The sequence below is a fragment of the Hyphomonas beringensis genome (assembly GCF_000682755.1).
GTDB lineage: Bacteria > Pseudomonadota > Alphaproteobacteria > Caulobacterales > Hyphomonadaceae > Hyphomonas > Hyphomonas beringensis.
In genome coordinates this window covers 1-18,015 of record NZ_AWFF01000024.1, presented here as the reverse complement: position 1 = coordinate 18,015, position 18,015 = coordinate 1, and the positions used below count along the sequence as shown (strand labels likewise).

Here is an 18,015-nt window from a genome sequence, read left to right as displayed (position 1 = left end):
TGTCCCGCAGGTCATTATACCCGCAGCGGCATCAGCACATAGCGCGCGCTGTCATCCGACGGGTCGAGCACCAGGGCAGGGGAGGCGGGATCATTGAACATGAACTCCACATCCACCGCTTCGATCTGTCCAGCAATATCCAGCAGGTATTTTGCATTGAAGCCGATTTCCATCGGGTCTGCTGCATACTCTGCTTCAAGCTCTTCATTACCGGCGCCGGTTTCGGCGTGGTTTACGGCCAGTACCAGCTTGCCCTCGGACAGAGATAGCTTCACAGAGCGCGACCGCTCTGCCGAAACCGTGGACACGCGGTCCACAGCCGCTTCGAAGGATTTGTTGTCCAGCGTCAGCTTCTTGTCATTCCCTTTCGGGATCACGCGGCCATAGTCCGGGAAGGAGCCATCGATCAGTTTCGAGGTCAGCACCGCGCGGCCAGCGCGTACGACGATCTTGGTGTCAGACACTTCGATCTCCACGTCGCCGTCGACAGTGTCGACCAGGCGGCGGGCTTCTGCGACGGCCTTGCGTGGAACGATTACGCCTTCCAGGTCTTCGGATCCTGCCGGGGCTGGCACTTCCGCCAGCGCCAGACGGTGACCGTCTGTGGCAACTGTGCGCAGCACAGCGTCGCCTTCATCTGTCTTGGCGCCGTGCAGATAGACACCGTTCAGATAGTAACGGGTCTCTTCGGTGGAGATCGCAAAGCGCGTCTTGTCGATCAGCCGGGCAAAATCCTTGGCGTCGAGAGAGAATTTCGTCGCGCCATCATCAGAGTTCATCGTCTGGAAGTCGTCAGCGGGCAGCGTTGGCAGTTCGAAATTGGAGCGTCCGGCCGTGATCTGCAGACGCGAGCTGGAAGGCTGAACCTCAAGCACGACCTCAGAGCCCGCGGGCAGCTTGCGCACCACGTCGAACAGCGTACCGGCCGGTGCCGTCACCGCGCCTTCGCGCTCCACGGAGGCATCGGCGCTATCGACCGCTTCAATGTCGAGATCCGTCGCAGTCAGCTTCAGTTCGCCATTGCCCGCTTCGAGCAAGACGTTGGAGAGGATCGGGATCGTGTTCCGGCGCTCCACCACATTCTGCACATGAGAGAGTGCGTTCAGCAGGTCGCCACGTTCAATCGTCAGTTTCATCGTCCGTTCCGTTCATCGGGGGACACCCGAAAAGGTGCCCGGAATTCTTCATCAGTCGGCTGCTCCCGCCCGGAAAAGGTGGTCCCGGAGTGGAATCAGCCCGCTCTCCTAGGAGAGCGGGCCGAGCACACTTACTCAAAGAGTCAAAAAAGCCAAGCGCTGATAGTGATTTCGGCTGGCTTTCTCGAAATCGCCTAGTTCATGCCAGCGGCCTGAAGCTCCAGGATCATCTCATTGACCTGCTTCACATGTGCCGCGAGTTCACGATCTTCCTGCAGGGCATCGGTCACCTTGCGGTGGGCGTACAGGATGGTCGTGTGGTCGCGTTTGCCGAAGCTGCGGCCGATCTGGGGGAAGGACTTCCCGGTCAATTCGCGGCAGAGATACATGGCGATCTGGCGCGGATAGACCACATTGCGGGCCTTGCTGGGGCTTTCGATGTCCGTTTTCGAAATGTCGAATACTTTCATCGCAGCTTTTTTGACCAGTTCAATGGAGGGCTGGCGCACATCGCCTTCAGTCCGGCGGATGATCTTGCGCACCATGTCCATGGTCGGTGTGCGGGCCCCGAAGGATGCCTCGGTGTAGAGGTTCCAGATGGCGCCCGTCATCTCACGGGCCTGGCCGCGAATGCCGGCATTGAACTCGGAAATCATCTCGTCGGTTACGATGAAGTCCGGATGACCGGCCTGAATGTGGTCGGCCAGACGGCGCATGATTTCATGACGCATGCTGGCGTCAGGTGCCCCAACTTCAACAGTTGTCGCGCCTTTCAACTCACTGACCATGCGCGGGCTGAACCCGGTCACATCACCGGGGGCCTTGTCGCCTGCGAGGATGACGTGGCCACCATTCGCCGTAACTTCGCGAATGTTCTGGAACAGCTCATTCTCGGTGCCCGGCTTGCCGCTGATACGATGCAGGTCATCGATCATCAGGATGCTGGCTGCACGCAGGCGTTTCTTCAGCTGGCTCGTATCCTTCACCTTCACGCCATCGGTGTAGGAGGAGAGGAATTCCTCCGCTGTCAGATAGACGATGTGACAGTCGGCATCATTGCGCTCCGCCTCAGCCTTCAGGGCGTGCAGCAGGTGTGTCTTGCCGGTGCCCTGCAGACCATAGAACAAGGTTGTCAGTGTGCCAACAGGAAGGCCGGCCGCAATACGGCGAGCCATCTCGAAGGCCAGTTCGTTTGCCTCGCCCGTGACAAGCGTGTCGAACGTCATCAGAGGCGCGCCTGTAGGGGCGGCTTTCTGTTCTGCAGGGGCCGCCTGTTCCTTAGGCTCCTGCGCGGGAACTGCTGCTTCCCATGGGTCTTTCACAATTTCCAGCAGGTCCTGCGGCGCAGAGCGCCAGCAGACGAGCCGGATCGCCCGGCGCGCATGATCATGCTCGCGCCAGATGCGCTGGATCGCGTGGCGATGGGCGCCATTCACGCGATCAAAGGAGAGAGGGTCACGTGCCGCGATGACCATCTCGCCATCCACTTCCGCCACAAGACGCAGATCATCAATCCAGCGGTCATAGTCCGCTGCGTTGAGAATGGTCGCCAGGTGTGCCTTGACGGTCAGCCAGATTTCCTGGCCAGGCTTATTGCGCGCCTTGTCAGAAGTGTTGAACTCTACGCCAGTTTTTGAATCAAAGAGTCTGTTCCCGTCCATGCCGAGCCCCATTTTCTAGTTATCGTTACACTCTGTCCAACTGGCACACAGCCTCTCTAACCAGATGAGAATCTGGCCCCGCGATACTCCGTGTAGAGAGAGCTTTTCGTTGGTGTATTCAAAGTACCGAACAGGGATTTTTCTGACAAGTGCAACTTTTTTTTGACAGCGGGTTTTGGCTGCTTGACTCTTATTACCCCGCGTCAAATCGCAATCAAATCAGTCGCTTGGGCAGTGGAATTTTTTTGTGAGTGAGTCGTTCGACACTTTTGTTCGCAACTGTTCTGTCAACAGGGGAAAGCCGCAATAGGCTGTGAAATTCGCCTCGAAATCGTTACTGTCTGGGCGCCTAAAATTAAGTCAGTACATTCCTGCAGGGCTGGGATGTCGAGACGCTTCAATTTCGCATTTCCACCTTTGATAATCCGTGAGTCTGTAGGTCCTGAATAGGCAGGATACAGAAATTTGTAGGGGATTTCACGCAAGAAAAAACCCGCCGGGCGACCGGCGGGTTTTTCAAGATCGGGTCCGGTTTATCCGGTGATCAGCTCATTGCCTTTACGCGGGCAGACAGGCGAGACACCTTACGAGCCGATGTGTTCTTGTGCATGACGCCTTTGGTGACAGCACGCATCAGTTCGGGTTGTGCGTTGCGCAGGGCATCCTGTGCAGCAGACTTGTCGCCAGATGCGATCGCTTCCTCAACGTTGCGAACGAAAGTACGCACGCGCGAGCGGCGGGCTTTGTTCACTTCGGTGCGGCGCGCAATCTTGCGGACCATTTTCTTGGCAGAACGGGTATTAGCCATATTAAACTCCTGTGGTCCGAAGGCTTCCCTTCAGACTGAAGGCGCGGAAATACATAAAGGGCGGGTTGGCGTCAACAGCGCATATGGGGGCAAAGGCAGGAAAATGCAGGCCTGACTGCACTCTTTTCGCCTTTAAGCGCCCCTACTTGTCCTTAAAGTGCGCCGAGCGCTTTTCAATATAGGCGGCCATGCCTTCTTTCTGGTCATCTGTAGAGAACAGGGACTGGAACAGGCGGCGTTCGAACTGGATACCCTGGCTGAGCGGGGTTTCGTAGGCGATATTGACCGCTTCCTTGATCATCAGCGCTGAGGCCAGTGGCATGGAGGCGATGGTGCGTGCCAGTTCGCGGGCCGCCTCCAGCAGGTCATCTGCTGGCACAACGCGGCTGACCAGGCCGCACATCTCGGCCTCTTTGGCTTCCATCATGCGGCCGGTCAGGCACAATTCCATGGTTTTTGACTTGCCGATCACGCGGGCCAGGCGTTGTGTGCCGCCTGCGCCGGGGATCACGCCCAGGCGCACTTCCGGCTGTCCGAAGCGGGCCGTGTCTGCTGCCAGGATGATGTCGCACATCAGGGCCAGTTCGCATCCGCCGCCAATGGCATAGCCGGATACAGCTGCTATAACGGGTTTGCGCATGCGGGCCGCACGCTCCCAGTTCCGGCTGATGAAGTCTTCATAATAGGATTCCGGGAAAGTCTTGTCCTGGATCTCCTTGATGTCTGCCCCGCCGGAGAAAGCCTTTTTGCCGCCGGTCAGGATGATGCAGCCGATTTCCTCGTCGGCTTCAAACCGGTCGAGGGCATTGCTCAGTTCATTCATCATCTCTTCGCAGAGGGCGTTCAGGCTCTCTGGGCGGTTGAGGGTGATGAGGGCAACGCCCGCATCTTCGTCGACCTCAGTGAGGAGTGTTTTGTAAGCCATAAAAGAAATTCCTGCTGATCACGGTGTGGCGCTGACCTTCAATGTGTCGCGGCCTGTATAGTCCGGTTCAATCTACGCCCGGTGCCCAATCCGGGGGAAACTGTAGTGGGCATTAGCATTTGAGGCGCCTCTCTGACGCGAAGGCGGGCCATATACCGCAAAGATGACATACCTGTCATCTGGTTCGAGTCACCTGACTGGCAAGTCCATACTTTCACGTATTGGCTCTTTGCGTTCGGACTGCCTATATCCCGTGCATGACAGATGATGCTTCCAGCCCTCAGGATCCCGAACGCAATCGCCTGACGGGCCGTATCGCCCGCACAGCGAAAGTCGGGGCCAATCTCTCCGGCGCAGGCCTGACGTTCGCAGCGCAATCGCTGTTCGGCGGGGACAAGGGGGATGAAAGGATCGCGCGGGCGCTTGCCGCCGCGCTGGGCAAGTCCAAGGGGCCCTTGATGAAGGTCGCCCAGATGGTCTCCACCATCCCGGATTTCCTGCCTCCGGAATATGCCGCCGAGCTGAGCCAGCTGCAGGCAGAGGCCCCGGCCATGGGCTGGCCCTTCGTCAAACGCCGCATGCGGGCAGAGCTGGGGGCCGGTTGGCAGGAGAGCTTTGCCGACTTTGAAAAGGAGGCTGCCCATGCCGCCTCGCTCGGCCAGGTGCATATGGCGACGATGCATGATGGCCGCCGTGTGGCGTGCAAGCTGCAATATCCCGACATGGCCAGCGCTGTGGAATCCGATGTCGGCCAGCTGAAAACCGTGCTCGGCCTGTTCAAGCGCATGGATGGCTCTATCGACCCGACCGCCATGGTCGACGAGATTACAGACCGCCTGCGCGAAGAACTCGATTATGCGCGGGAAGCCAAACATATGGCTCTTTATGAGCTTATGCTGAGGCAGCATGATTTTGTCACCGTGCCAGACCCCGTGCTGGACCTCTCTACAGATCGCCTCCTCACCATGACCTGGATGGACGGCCAGCGCCTCACCGCGTTTGAGGATGCGCCCCAGGAAACCCGCAACCGCATCGCCGAAATGCTGTTCTGGACCTGGTGGGGGCCATTCAACTCCCACGCCGTGATCCATGGCGACCCGCATCTCGGCAATTATCAGGTGACAGGGGAGGGGACCGGCCTGAACCTGCTGGACTTTGGCTGTATCCGTGTCTTCCCGCCGGAATTCGTCAGCGGCGTGGTGGATCTCTACCGTGCGCTCTCAAACGATGATTTCGACGCGACATTTGCCGCCTATGAGAAATGGGGCTTTGAGGGCCTGTCCAAGGAGTTGGTCGAAGTTCTCAATATCTGGGCGCGCTTCATCTATGGCCCGCTGCTGGATGACCGCGTGCGCTCGGTCGCCGATGGCGTGACGGCAGGCGAGTATGGTCGCCGGGAAGCGTTTGAGGTTCGCCGCCTGTTGAAGGAGAAGGGCCCGGTCAAGGTGCCGCGCGAATTCGTCTTCATGGACCGCGCCGCAATCGGCCTCGGCGCAGCCTATCTGCGGCTGGGGGCAGAGCTGAACTTCTACAAGCTGTTCAATGAAAGCCTTGAAGGCTTTGATATCGACAAAGTTGCTGCCCGTCAGGCCGAGGCAACGGAGGCGGTCGGGCTCCAGTCTGCGCATAAATAAAAGGGCCAGCCTCTGGTCTTTGCATCGCCTCGGCGCTAATCCGCTTTGCATGAGTGACGATCTTACCAAAAACCAGACGGATGATCTGCCTGCCGGCTATTCAACCTTGCCATGGCATCGCGGTTTTGGCCGCCAGATTGGCCCCCTGTTTGAAAAGCGTGACGAGAACGGCCTGCTGCGGCGTGCCTTCCGCGTGGAAGAACACCACACAAATGGCATGATGAACGCCCATGGCGGCATGCTGATGACGTTCGCGGACATGGCCTGGGGCGCGGCCGTCGAGAATGATGAGGACACCTGGTGGGTCACGGTCCGCCTGATGTGTGACTTTCTATCCGGCGCGCCGCTTGGCAGCTTTGTTGAGGGACACGGCACCATTGTCGGTCGTCAGGAGGATGTCTTCACGGTCGAGGGCCGCATCTATACCGGGGAAAAGTTGCTGATGCGCGGCACAGGCATCTTCAAGGTGATCGAGCGCCGGGAAGGCCAGGAAAAGCCTTTCATCCGGCCTGACAAGGGCGCCTGACCCGGCCGTGCCGGTTGACTTTCCCGGCCGTGCTCAGTATCCGCCACCGCAATGAACACGATGCTGCACCACCATCATCATCACGCGTGACGCGCCGACGAGGCGCGAACCGGTCCGGCTGCGCCTTCTTCACAGTGTTCATTCTCCAGAACCAGAAAAGATGAGGCGAGCTGCTCCGGCTTCGGGCTTCTTCGGTGTGTTGTCTTCCCAATACGGCCGTCTCCGTCTATGCGGGGCGCGTCGGCAACCAGGACCTGAAGAGACATGAGTGACAAGGAACCAAAGCCCCTCACCGGTAAGCAACTTGCCCGCAAGCCGCGGGGCTTCCCCGACAAGCGCGAGGCTCTGATCCAGTCTCAGGCGAAACTGGTTGAGACGATCACCGGCGTTTACCGCAAATGGGGCTTCGAGGCGCTGGAGACCGGCGCATTCGAATATGCCGACGCGCTGGGCAAATTCCTGCCCGATGCCGACCGCCCGAATGCCGGTGTCTTCTCGATCCAGGATGATGATGAGCAATGGATGGCGCTGCGCTATGATCTGACCGCGCCGCTCGCCCGTTTCGTGGCAGAGGCGGGTCAGTCGCTCGGCCGTCCGTTCCGCCGCTATGCGGCCGGTCCGGTCTGGCGCAATGAGAAGCCGGGCCCCGGACGGTTCCGCGAATTCTGGCAGTGCGATGCCGATACGATTGGCGCGCCGGGCTATCACGCCGATGCCGAGATGATCGCGATGGGCGCCGAAGCGCTGCGCGCAGTCGGCATGGAGACGGGCGAGTTCGTGATCCGCGTGAACACCCGCCGCCTGCTCAATGGTGTGCTGGACGGGGTAGGGGCCTCCAATCCCGACACCCGCCTCGCCATCCTGCGCGCGCTGGACAAGCTGGACCGCCTCGGCATTGAAGGCGTCGCAGACTTGCTCGGCGAAGGCCGCATGGATGAGAGCGGTGACTATACGAAAGGTGCAGGCCTCGGTGCGGAAGAGGTCAAGCGTGTGCTGGCCTTCGCGCAGGCGGGCGCTGATACCCGTGCCGAGACCCTCGCCAACCTCACCAAGGCCACCGGCGATACAGAAGAAGGCAAGGCCGGGCTGGTTGAGCTGGAAGCCATCGCCAAGGCCCTCGAAGCGCTCGGCGCTCCAGAGGGCGATGTCGTGATCGATCCGTCGGTTGTGCGCGGCCTCGAATATTATACCGGCCCGGTCTATGAGGCAGAGCTGCTACGCGAAGTGACCGGCGATGATGGCAAGACCTATCGCATCGGTTCTATTGGCGGCGGCGGGCGCTATGATGATCTCGTCGCCCGCTTTACGGGCCAGAGCGTTCCGGCCACCGGCTTCTCCATCGGCATTTCGCGGCTTGCTGCGGCGCTGGCGATCATGGACGAGACACCGAAGCTGGATGGTCCGGTCGTCGTGCTCAGCCTGGACCGGGACAACCCGTCCGTTGCGCTTTCCACGGCTGCGGAACTGCGTGCTGCAGGTCTGCGCGCGGAGGCCTATATGGGCGGCGCGAACAATATGGGTAAGCAGATGAAATATGCCGACCGCCGCGGCTCCCCAGCCGTTGTCATGGTCGGCGAGGACGAGATCGCCAAGGGTACGGTCACGATCAAGGATCTTGAAATGGGCGCGCTGAAGGCAAAGGCCATCAAGTCCAATGAGGAATACCGCGAGGCCCGCCCCGGCCAGATCGAGGTGCCACGCGGCGAAATGGTCGAAGCTGTGCGCAAGATTGTCGAGGCCCAGGCATGACACAGGATGCGCTGGTAACCGCAGCGCGCGGTGTCTTTGAGGCAACGGGCGCAGAGCGCATTGATCCGGCCTATGTTCTTCCGTCGGATATTCCGCTTGAGCTGTCAGGTGAGGCTGTGCGCGCCCGCCTGTGCGTGTTCTCCGATCATCGCGGTACGGAAATGGTCATGCGGCCAGACCTGACCCTGCCTGTGGCGGGGCAGGAGGCAGAGCGCCGCGCCGCTGGCGGCGATGGCGCAAAAGCCTATACCTATGCCGCGCGCGCTTTCCGCCTTCCGGCCACGGATAATGATCCGATGGAGTTCACTCAGGTCGGTTTCGAATGGTTCGGCCGCGACAGAACACCGGAGGCAGATGCCGAGGCCTTCACGCTGGTGCGCGAAGCCGTGGCCGCCTGTGACGTCACCCCCACGGCGACCGAGATGGGCGACCTTTCCGTATTCCCGGCTTTTGTCGATGCTCTGGGCCTGGCCCGTATCACGACGGATCTGCTGAAACGCGCCTTTCGGCAGGAGGGCGGCGTGGGCGAGTTGCTCGTGGCAGCGCCGCAGGCCGTTGACGCAGACCTGCAGGCCACGCTGGACGCCAATGGCGCCAAGGCCGCAGAGACCGAGTTCCGCAAAGTGCTTGAAGCACGGGGCATTCCCATGATCGGCACGCGCAGCGAGGCAGAGATCATTGCCGGTCTGCGCGGCAAGGCGGCTGTGCATGATGCGGGCGGTGTGCCGGACGCGGCGCGGGCAGCCCTGTCAGACCTAGCGGAAGTAAATTGCCCGGCGGCGCAAGCTGCAGATGTGCTGCAGCAGATTGCTGACAAGCATGGCCTCAGTTCCGTGTCTTCCGTCATCGAGCGGATTGCGCGGCGCATGGAGGCGATCCTGGCCGCCATGCCCTCCATTGCAGACGAGGCCCGGTTCCGCTCCGGCTTCGGGCGTCGCTTCACCTATTATGACGGCTTCGTTTTTGAGACCTTCGGGCAGAACCTCACCTCTCGCCAGCCTCTTGCGTCTGGTGGGCGGTATGATGGCTTGATCGAAGGCCTGTCCCGCTCGCGCGCTTCTGCGTCGGGCATAGGCGGCATGGTCCGCCCGGATCGTATCCTGCGTGCAAAGGGAGAGACGGCATGAGCATCCTGTCACTCGCCATTCCGTCCAAGGGGCGGCTGAAGGAAAAGACGGAAGACTGGTTCCGCGAGCAGGGCTTTCCCATTCGCCAGATCGGTGGGGAGCGCGGCTATCAGGCCGAGATTGACGGGCTGGGGCAGGTCGACATGCGTCTCCTCTCGGCCCGAGAGATCGCGCAGGGCCTGATTGACGGCACGATCCATGCCGGCGTGACGGGCGAAGACCTGCTGCAGGATCTGTCTCCCACGGGCGATGCCGAGTTCCGGATTGCCGAACGCCTCGGCTTTGGCGGCGCGGACGTCATTGTTGCTGTTCCGCAGGCCTGGCTGGATGTCGACACGATGTCGGATCTGGAGGCCGCTGGCGCTGCTTTCCGCAAGGCGCATCACCGCCGCCTGCGAGTCGCAACGAAATACATGCGACTCACGCGCCGCTTCTTCGCGGCCAAATCAGTCGGGGAATATCGTCTTGTCGAAAGCGCCGGGGCGACCGAAGCTGCGCCCGCCACAGGCTCTGCGGATGTAATCGTCGATATCACGTCAACAGGGGCAACCCTTAGGGCCAACGGCCTGAAAGTGTTGTCGGACGGGGTTATTCTGAAAAGCGAGGCCGTTCTTGCAGTGTCCACGCGCGCTGACTGGACCGGCGAAGCGCGCAACTCATTGTCTTTATTGCGCAGTGCAGCAAAGATTCTTGACGAGATTTATTGAAAAACTTGAATTCATAATCTTGACATATCTCTAAACGCGCGGCCATATGACACAGCAAGTTTCTGGGAGGAAACGCTGCAAACGGTGGAAGGCGCGAAAGCTCTAATGAGGCTTTCGCGCCTTTTTTGTTGCACTCAGGGAAATTGGGTAGGCCAAGGCAGTCCGGGACAACGGCTCAGGTGAGGTAGGGGGCGTTTTGAACATCACCCCGGTCCGCCTTGGCTTCACGAATATCAATAAACGATTATCGATAAACGTCAATCATTATTATCGATTTTCGATTAATGTTTTTTAATGAGGGCGATGAGATATCCTGATGTCTCGCCCGGGTCAGTAAAATGCCCTGCCGGAGCAGGCCGATGTGTTGACTCCGAGTCAGGGCCCGGCCATGCGTCTGATTAAATGTAATTCTTGCAGACCCTAGGGAGCCATCATGAGCGATCCGCGCCAGCACATCATGCCAGTCTACCGGCCACCGGAAGAAGTCTTTGAAAAAGGGGAGGGCGTCTGCCTCTTCACTGAGGATGGCACGCGATATCTGGACTTCATCGCCGGCATCGCCGTAAACGCCCTTGGCCATGCCCACCCGGCCATGGTCAAAGCCCTGCGTGATCAGGCTGACAAGCTGTGGCACACATCCAACATGTTCCGCGTGCGCGGAGCCGAAGAGCTGGCCGACAAGATCTGCCGCGACACGTTTGCTGACCGCGTCTTCTTCACGAACTCCGGCACTGAAGCGATCGAATGCGCCATCAAGTCTGCCCGCAAATATCAGTGGGCCAATGGCCATGAAGAGCGGATCGACATCATCACCTTTACGGGCGCCTTCCACGGCCGCTCGCTGGGCGCGATCAATGCTGGCGGCAATCCGAAATACCTTGAAGGCTTCGGCCCGGCCCTGCCTGGCTTCGTGCACCTCGAATGGGGAGACATGGCCGCTCTTGAAGACGCCATCGCCCGCCCAACCGCTGCCGCTGTCCTGATTGAGCCGGTGCAAGGCGAAGGCGGCGTGCGCGCCCTACCTGAGGAAGACCTGAAACGCTTCCGTGAGCTGTGCGACGAGCATGGCGTGCTGCTGATCTATGATGAAGTGCAGTGCGGCATGGGCCGGACCGGCAAACTGTTCGCCCATGAATGGGTCGAAGGGGCCGCGCCGGATATTCTGTGCTCCGCCAAAGGTATCGGCGGCGGTTTCCCGTTTGGCGCCTGCCTGACGACTGAAGCCTGCGGTGAGCATATGCAGCCCGGCAGCCACGGCTCTACCTATGGCGGCAACCCGCTGGCTATGGCGGTGGGCAATGTGGTCTGGGACATCATCTCCGATGAGGATTTCCTGGCTGAAGTGCGCCGCGTGTCCGGCACGCTGGCCCAGGGCCTGAAAAGCATTGCCGATAGCCATCCTGACAAGGTGGAAGGCGTCACCGGCAAGGGTCTTTTGACCGGCCTGAAGATGAAGGGCGAACCGAAAAGCCTGCAGGGCATCTGCCGCGACAAGAACCTTCTGGTCGGTGTGGCGGGTAACAATGTGCTGCGCTTGGCGCCGCCGCTGGTCATCAATGACGAGAATGTCCGCGAAGCGACGGGCATCATCGATGCGGCGCTCAGCGAATGGGACGTCTAAGCCCCGGCCTGCTGCTGGCCGGTCTCTTCCTGGCAGGGTGCGCCCAGACGGCGCCCCTGTCACACACGGCCACACTTACTCAGCCGGATATGCGTCCCGACACGCTCGCCGATGCGGAGGAGTTGTGCGCCCTCGTACGCACCGACTACGCTTTCTATGAATCCCGCCGCAACATCTGGGAGGCGGCCTGCGCAGACCTTCCGGAAAAGGTCGGGCCCGTCATGAACCAGGCAGAGCAGTTGCAGGTTCTGGAGACATTGCTAGACGCGCTCCATGATCCGCATGCGAGCTTTGGAACGAATTCCGGAATATCGCCGCGCCTTGTTCCTTCGGGGGCAGACTATTGGCTGACAGGTAATCAGGTCGTGGCCGTCCGCCAAGGCAGCGCAGCCGCGCAAGCTGGGCTGAAAGTTGGCGACCGAGTGATCGCCATCAATGGCCGCCCGCTGGACGAGGCCATGGAAACGCGGCTTCAGCCGAAAGGCGTTGCCTATGACGCGGCCCAGAAAGCCTGGGCGCTGAACGCGGCCGCTGCCGGTTACCGGAACGAACCGCGGTCTGTCACGGTTGCTCGCATGGGTGGGCCGGACACGCTCTCGCTTGAGAATTATAGTGTGGCCGAGCCGCAGGAACTTGTAACAGCAGACATGCTGCCAGGCCGGATCGGCTATATCCGCCTCAACAATTCCCTAGGAGAGGACGCGACCGTCGCGGCCTTTGACGCCGCGATGGACCAGCTGAAAGGCGCGCGGGCCTGGATTCTCGATTTGCGCGACACGCCCGGCGGCGGCAATACCGACGTCGCCGAACCGATCCTCGGCCACTTCCTGGGTGAGACGACGGGCTATCAACGTGTCCTGCCTATGGATGAACCCGCCTGGGTGAAGCAGGCCTCGCCGCATGGTGGCTGGAAGGCTGAAGGCACGGTTGTCGTTCTGGTCGGCCGTTGGACGGGCAGTATGGGTGAGGGGCTGGCCATCGGCTTTGACGGGGCCCGCCGGGGCGACGTCTTCGGAAGTGACATGGCCCGCCTTGCAGGCGGCGTGGAAGAATACACACTTAGCCATACGGGCTTTCCCATTCGTCTGCCTGCCTACAGTCTCGCCCATGTCTATGGCACACCGCGCCATGAATGGACGCCGCCGCATCAGGTGACGGCAGACAATGGCGACGGACCAGACCTTGCCCTTCAGGCCGCGCTGGCCTGGCTGGGCGAGTTCAGCATGTAGTTTGAGCCCGGAGCCATTGGCGCCGCCCGGGTCAGGCGTCGCCATGATCCGCGTCACGTATGGTCTTGCGGCCGGTCACCATGGCGCGGGCGAGATTTTCCCTGTGGGCAAGGCTGGAGGCAACCACACCGGCCAAGTGCAGGCCCACAAGAGCTAGCGTGATGTAGATGAAGGTCTTGTGCACGCCTTCGAGCAGGTCCTCGCTGCCGGACTCTTCGCGCCCCCCATGCTCCTCTTCCTCGCTAAAGGCTGATGCGAGGGGGGCGAAGGTTTGTTCTGTCACGATGCCTGCAAGTGGGCCCGCATTGTCCTCAACCGCATAGAGTGCGAGACCGCTGGACGTGGTAACGAGCAGGCTGAACAGAAGGGCGACCACCATGGCGCCGCCTGCCGGATTGTGTCCGGCATAGTCAGGCACCTTTCCGCTTACCAGGCCGCGCAGATAGCCGAACACGGCGCCCGGCCCGCGTACAAAATCCGTAAACCGCGCATGTCGCGTGCCGACAAGGCCCCAGACAGCGCGGACCAGCACATACGCTGCAACCACATAGCCGGCCCATTTGTGAATGCTGAACAGGTCATCGCCCGCGAAATAGGCGGTAAAAAAGGCAATGACGAGGGTCCAGTGGCCGATTCGCACAAGCGGGTCCCAGACGGTTTGGCGCGAAGATGTTTGGCTCATAGGGTGGGCTCCATATTGCAGGATTGGCATATGGATGAAGGTGCGCAGCCCGCTTGGGCCAGGCTACCCGCCACATGACGCATTCCCATTCCTACAGCTTTGGGCAAGATGGCTTTATGTCAGATGACGTATCCGGCCGCAGGGGCCTTCTCGGCATAGCCGCGCTGTTTGGCGCGATCGCGCTGTTCATTGGCGTGGACCTTCTCACTGATCGCGGGGAGGGGGTTGGTGCAGTGCATCTTGCGGCCGAGATGATCGTGCTGGTCGCGGCCTCCTTTGGCCTCGGCGCGATGCTGTGGCGTCTCGGCCGGTTGCGCCGGGCGCTGGCCGATGCGCGTCAGGATGTCGGCCGCTGGCAGGAAGAGAACCGTGCGCTGGTTCAGGGGTTGGGCCTTGCCATTGCGCGGCAGTTTTCTGCCTGGGGGCTGAGCGATGCGGAATCAGATGTCGGCCTTTTGCTGCTGAAGGGGCTCTCTCTGCAGGAAATCGCCGATCTGAGAGAGACCAGCGAACGCACGGTGCGCGAACAGGCCCGCGCCGTTTACCGCAAAAGCCAGCTGGCCGGACGCAATGCCCTGTCCGCCTATTTCCTGGAAGACCTGCTGCCCGGAACAGGCGCCTGATAATCAGACAGTTTGGATCGTGTCTCACTCTATTGCCCATCCCGCGTGCAGACAGGGCGGCGTCAAGTTGAGCGGGGCTTTCGCGTTGCGGCAGATTCGATAGGGTGCCCGCCATGACCCAATTACGTGCCGCCTGTATTCAGATGCGTTCCGGTGTGGAACTCGCGCCGAACATTGCCCATGCCAGCCAGCTGATCCGTGAGGCAGCCGGGCAGGGGGCCAGGTTCATCGCGACGCCGGAAATGACGAACTTGCTGGATATCCGCCCCGGCATGGCGCGCCCGAAACTGATGGCAGAGGCAGATGACCCGACGCTGGCCGCGCTGCGCGCGCTGGCAGAGGAGCTGGACGTCTGGCTGCTGATCGGCTCGCTCGCCGTCACGGTGGAGGGAGAGGACCGCTTCGCCAATCGCTCCATCCTGATCGCGCCGGATGGCAGCATCCGTGCACGGTATGACAAGATCCACATGTTCGACGTCGAAGTCGGCGACGGGCAGAGCTATCGCGAGAGCCGCGCCTATCGGCCGGGAGAGCGCGCTGTTCTGGCCGAGACAGACTTTGCCACGCTGGGCCTCACCATCTGCTACGATGTCCGCTTCCCGCATCTTTATCGAAAGCTCGCTCAGGCGGGCGCCGGTATCCTCACCATCCCCGCTGCGTTCACGCGTGTGACGGGGCAGGCGCACTGGCATGTCCTCATCCAGGCGCGCGCCATAGAAACCGGCAGCTTTGTGATCGCGCCCGCTCAAGGCGGCAAACATGAAGATGGCCGCGAAACCTTCGGCCACTCACTGATCGTCTCACCCTGGGGAGAGGTGCTGGCCGAGAAAGCCGATGACACGCCGGGTATCCTGCTGGCAGACCTCGATCTGGGCGCCATCGCCAAGGCCCGCGCCCGCATCCCATCGCTCGGCAATGATCGGGATATTTTGATTTAGGTCTTCTGTGCTGACCCGGATTGAGTGCGGATAGAATTACTCGCAGCCTATGCCGTCATTGTCGCGATCAAGGTGAGGGCCATAGCCCGGTTCGCCCCGTCGGACCGGGGCGGCGCCTGCCGCGCGCGCTTCTGTGCAGTTTCGGAAGGCGCGGCCAGGTGAGGCGGGAGAGGCCAAAGGCTGCACGCGATCTGCCGGACGTGTGCGTTGCGGCGTGGGGGAGGCAGATGGCGACTTGCGGTGACAATGATAATCGCCGGTCTTGCGGTTCGTGTGACAGCCTTGCGCATTCAAGCCGCCGCCATGGGCCAGGGCTGGTCCCGCATTCAGCAATAGCGCCAACAGGATTGCCGTGTGTGATCTGCGCATCGGTCTTTCCTCCGAAGGCGGAGAATAGCCTGGCCCGCGCAAAGAGCCGTTAAGAATGGCTCTTGAATTTCCCTGTTCTGATTAGCGCCCCAGGCGATGGCGGAATTCTTCATAGCCAAAGTCTGACAGCGTTTCGACAATGCCGTCTTCCCAGCGCACGGCGAGATTGGCCAGTGGCGTGCCGTTGAACGTGTTTGTCTTCACAAAGGAATAGTGCATCTGGTCGGTAAAGATCAGTGTGTCGCCGGGCTTCAGCGGGGCTTCAAAGGAATAGTCGCCGATCACATCACCGGTCATGCAGGTTTTGCCGCCAAGGCGATACGTATGCGCCTTCTGCCCCGGCTGGCCTGCGTCGATGATGTCCGGACGGTAGGGCACTTCCAGAACATCGGGCATGTGGGTGGAGGCGGACGCGTCCAGAATGGCCAAATCCATCTCGTTCCAGTGCAGAGCCAGAACGCTGGCATAGAGTTCGCCCGTATTCACGACCAGGCCCGCGCCGGGCTCCAGAATAACTTCCACACCAAAGCGCGTCTTGAAGGCCTTGGTCGCATTGATCAGCTGGCTGACATCATAACCTTCCTTGTTCAGGAAGTGCCCGCCGCCAAAATTCACGGCATTCACCTGCTCGATATATTGGCCGAACGTCTCCGCCACATGCTGGATCAGGCCGACAGAGCCTTCATGCAGGCTCTCGCACAGGGCATGCACGTGGAAAATGTCGACGCCGGACCAGTCGACCTCATCCAGTTTTGAGGCCACTTCGCCAAACCGGCTGCCCGGCGCGCAGGGATTATAAAGGTCTCCGCCAAGCGTGGCATTGGAATAGCCGGGATTGACGCGCAGGCCCACTTTCGCACCCGCATCGCGGGCAATATCGCCAAAGCGCTTCAGCTGTTCATTGGAGTTGAAATAGATGTGCTGCGCGACATCCGTCAGACGACGCACTTCGTCTTCGGTATAGGCGGGCGAATAGACGTGCACTTCCTTGCCAAAGCTTTCCGCGCCCATGATTGCTTCATGCTCGCCGCTGGCCGTGGTGCCGTCCAGATAGTCCGTCATCATCGGAAACGTCGCTGGCAGCGAGAAGGCCTTGGTCGCCAGCAGGATCTTGCAATCGGCTTCCTCCCGCACACGCTGAGCCGTCTCCAGATTCTTCCGCAGGCGGGACACATCCAGCACAAAGCAGGGCGTGGGGATATGGTCAGGCAGGGGCGGCGGGGTCATAAGGATCAGTCCTTTAAGTGTCAGGCCTTGATAGGCCGATCAGGCGGCGGGGCGTCCACCGGACGTGGGCGGCCATTATCGTCAACGGCCACCATGGTGAAGCGGGCTTCGGTCACTTTGTCCCGCTGGGATGACAAGGCACGCCGCGCCCATGTTTCTATACGAATGATGATAGAGCTGCGGCCCACTTTTTCAACTTCGGTGTATACGCACAGCGTGTCGCCGATATGGACCGGTTGCTTGAAGATGATCTCGTTGGCTGCGACCGTTACGGTGCGGCCATTGCAGCGTTCATTGGCGCGCACGGCGGCGGCAAGGTCCATCTGCGACATCACCCAGCCACCGAAAATGTCTCCGGCCGCATTCGCATCGGCCGGCATGGCCAGCGTCCGCAGGGTCAGTTCCATTCCGGGCGGCGTATTTGTTTCTGTCATGATGATCCTGTTTCCAACAGCACGGGGCTTGCGCAGAGACTTCCTTGTTGGTCTGGGCATGGTCGCAGACATTGTACAGCATCTTCGCCACCGGCTCTCCATCCTTGGTGGCCAGCAGGATTTTGCAATCGGCTTCCTCCCGCACGCGCTGAGCCGTCTCCAGATTTCTCCGGGGACGTGCAACGTCGAGGACGCAGCAGAGGGGTGAGTATCGGATTGGTCATGCGTCTGTCAAAGCCCGAATATGTGATGCGCCGAGGAAAGAACGAACAGTACCATGAAGGTGAGCCCAAGAAGAATCCACGGGAGAATTATTGCAAACAGCGCAATTCCCGCATTGCGAACCGCCTTCTTTCTCTCGCTGGGGCTGAGTGTTGGGTCCACTACGTCTCCACCGCAAACAGGTCTTCCTGGTCGCCGCCATCCACATCGATGATGTGCCAGGGCAGGCCGCGCTTTGCGATATCTTCCAGGAAGGGCTTGGCCGGGAATTGTTCGACATTGAACACGCCGTGTCCGGACCATTCACCGCGGAAGAACATCGCCGCACCGGAGACCGGTGGTACGCCCGTCGTATAGGAAACGGCCTGCGCAGAGACTTCCTTGTTGGTCTGGGCAT

At 60.6% G+C, this 18,015-nt stretch carries 19 protein-coding genes; 10 read left to right on the top strand and 9 right to left on the bottom strand.

Annotated elements, in window-relative coordinates; genetic code table 11:
- Window positions 1-14: 14 nt before the first annotated feature.
- From dnaN to HY29_RS02650, 4 genes are all read right to left on the bottom strand, one after another.
- Window positions 15-1,136 (bottom strand): DNA polymerase III subunit beta, encoded by a 1,122-nt coding sequence (gene dnaN / locus HY29_RS02665; RefSeq protein WP_034791697.1) that lies wholly within the window; start codon window positions 1,134-1,136, stop codon window positions 15-17.
- Window positions 1,137-1,330: 194 nt separating this feature from the next.
- Window positions 1,331-2,797 carry a DnaA ATPase domain-containing protein gene (locus tag HY29_RS02660; RefSeq protein WP_162176665.1) on the bottom strand — a complete coding sequence of 489 codons (1,467 nt, stop codon included), beginning with the start codon at window positions 2,795-2,797 and terminating at the stop codon, window positions 1,331-1,333.
- Window positions 2,798-3,341: 544 nt separating this feature from the next.
- Window positions 3,342-3,605 (bottom strand): 30S ribosomal protein S20, encoded by a 264-nt coding sequence (gene rpsT, locus HY29_RS02655; protein WP_034791692.1) that lies wholly within the window; start codon window positions 3,603-3,605, stop codon window positions 3,342-3,344.
- A gap of 142 nt (window positions 3,606-3,747) precedes the next feature.
- A complete protein-coding gene (locus tag HY29_RS02650) occupies window positions 3,748-4,530 on the bottom strand; it encodes an enoyl-CoA hydratase (protein WP_034791688.1) in 783 nt (260 codons plus the stop codon).
- Window positions 4,531-4,787: 257 nt separating this feature from the next.
- Between HY29_RS02650 and HY29_RS02645 the strand changes: the two genes are divergently transcribed.
- The 7 genes from HY29_RS02645 to HY29_RS02610 all read left to right on the top strand — a co-directional run bounded on the left by HY29_RS02645 (window position 4,788) and on the right by HY29_RS02610 (window position 13,123).
- A complete protein-coding gene (locus tag HY29_RS02645; RefSeq protein WP_034791686.1) occupies window positions 4,788-6,164 on the top strand; it encodes an ABC1 kinase family protein in 1,377 nt (458 codons plus the stop codon).
- 49 nt (window positions 6,165-6,213) lie between these two features.
- On the top strand, window positions 6,214-6,690 hold the full coding sequence (locus HY29_RS02640) for a PaaI family thioesterase (protein ID WP_034791684.1): 477 nt from the start codon (window positions 6,214-6,216) through the stop codon (window positions 6,688-6,690).
- Between the two features lie 264 nt (window positions 6,691-6,954).
- On the top strand, window positions 6,955-8,439 hold the full coding sequence (gene hisS / locus HY29_RS02630) for a histidine--tRNA ligase (protein ID WP_034791679.1): 1,485 nt from the start codon (window positions 6,955-6,957) through the stop codon (window positions 8,437-8,439).
- Window positions 8,436-9,566 (top strand): ATP phosphoribosyltransferase regulatory subunit, encoded by a 1,131-nt coding sequence (locus tag HY29_RS02625; protein WP_034791659.1) that lies wholly within the window; start codon window positions 8,436-8,438, stop codon window positions 9,564-9,566. Before hisS ends, HY29_RS02625 begins: the two co-directional genes overlap by 4 nt.
- Complete coding sequence (hisG, locus tag HY29_RS02620) at window positions 9,563-10,273, top strand: ATP phosphoribosyltransferase (protein ID WP_034791657.1); 711 nt, start codon at window positions 9,563-9,565, stop codon at window positions 10,271-10,273. The genes HY29_RS02625 and hisG overlap by 4 nt, the downstream gene beginning before the upstream one ends.
- 433 nt (window positions 10,274-10,706) lie before the next feature.
- Window positions 10,707-11,894 (top strand): aspartate aminotransferase family protein, encoded by a 1,188-nt coding sequence (locus HY29_RS02615; RefSeq protein ID WP_034791655.1) that lies wholly within the window; start codon window positions 10,707-10,709, stop codon window positions 11,892-11,894.
- A complete protein-coding gene (locus HY29_RS02610; protein ID WP_034791654.1) occupies window positions 11,882-13,123 on the top strand; it encodes a S41 family peptidase in 1,242 nt (413 codons plus the stop codon). Before HY29_RS02615 ends, HY29_RS02610 begins: the two co-directional genes overlap by 13 nt.
- 31 nt (window positions 13,124-13,154) lie before the next feature.
- On the opposite strand, the gene HY29_RS02605 is transcribed toward HY29_RS02610, so the two are convergent.
- Entirely contained in the window at window positions 13,155-13,805 is a 651-nt protein-coding gene (locus HY29_RS02605; RefSeq protein WP_081811193.1) for a cytochrome b/b6 domain-containing protein, read from the bottom strand.
- A gap of 116 nt (window positions 13,806-13,921) precedes the next feature.
- Between HY29_RS02605 and HY29_RS02600 the strand changes: the two genes are divergently transcribed.
- Complete coding sequence (locus HY29_RS02600) at window positions 13,922-14,428, top strand: helix-turn-helix transcriptional regulator (RefSeq protein WP_155838184.1); 507 nt, start codon at window positions 13,922-13,924, stop codon at window positions 14,426-14,428.
- Window positions 14,429-14,541: 113 nt separating this feature from the next.
- Window positions 14,542-15,366, top strand: coding sequence for a carbon-nitrogen hydrolase family protein (locus HY29_RS02595; RefSeq protein WP_034791647.1), 825 nt, complete (start codon window positions 14,542-14,544; stop codon window positions 15,364-15,366).
- A 36-nt stretch (window positions 15,367-15,402) separates the two neighbouring features.
- Here the strand turns inward: HY29_RS02595 and HY29_RS02590 are convergent, their stop codons facing one another.
- The 3 genes from HY29_RS02590 to HY29_RS02580 all read right to left on the bottom strand — a co-directional run bounded on the left by HY29_RS02590 (window position 15,403) and on the right by HY29_RS02580 (window position 17,396).
- The gene (locus tag HY29_RS02590) at window positions 15,403-15,735 is read right to left on the bottom strand and encodes an excalibur calcium-binding domain-containing protein (RefSeq protein WP_155838183.1); all 333 of its coding nucleotides are present in this window, start codon (window positions 15,733-15,735) and stop codon (window positions 15,403-15,405) included.
- A gap of 81 nt (window positions 15,736-15,816) precedes the next feature.
- On the bottom strand, window positions 15,817-16,962 hold the full coding sequence (gene nspC / locus HY29_RS02585; RefSeq protein ID WP_034791645.1) for a carboxynorspermidine decarboxylase: 1,146 nt from the start codon (window positions 16,960-16,962) through the stop codon (window positions 15,817-15,819).
- Between the two features lie 20 nt (window positions 16,963-16,982).
- Window positions 16,983-17,396, bottom strand: a complete 414-nt coding sequence (locus HY29_RS02580) for an acyl-CoA thioesterase (protein WP_206741913.1) — start codon at window positions 17,394-17,396, stop codon at window positions 16,983-16,985.
- On the opposite strand from HY29_RS02580, the gene HY29_RS02575 reads away from it, so the two are divergent.
- The gene (locus HY29_RS02575; RefSeq protein ID WP_034791643.1) at window positions 17,395-17,604 is read left to right on the top strand and encodes a hypothetical protein; all 210 of its coding nucleotides are present in this window, start codon (window positions 17,395-17,397) and stop codon (window positions 17,602-17,604) included. The two genes, HY29_RS02580 and HY29_RS02575, sit on opposite strands and share 2 nt — an antisense overlap.
- Before the next feature lie 175 nt (window positions 17,605-17,779).
- On the opposite strand, the gene HY29_RS02570 is transcribed toward HY29_RS02575, so the two are convergent.
- Window positions 17,780-18,015: saccharopine dehydrogenase C-terminal domain-containing protein (locus HY29_RS02570; protein WP_034791641.1), on the bottom strand; the 236-nt coding region annotated here is incomplete at its 5' end.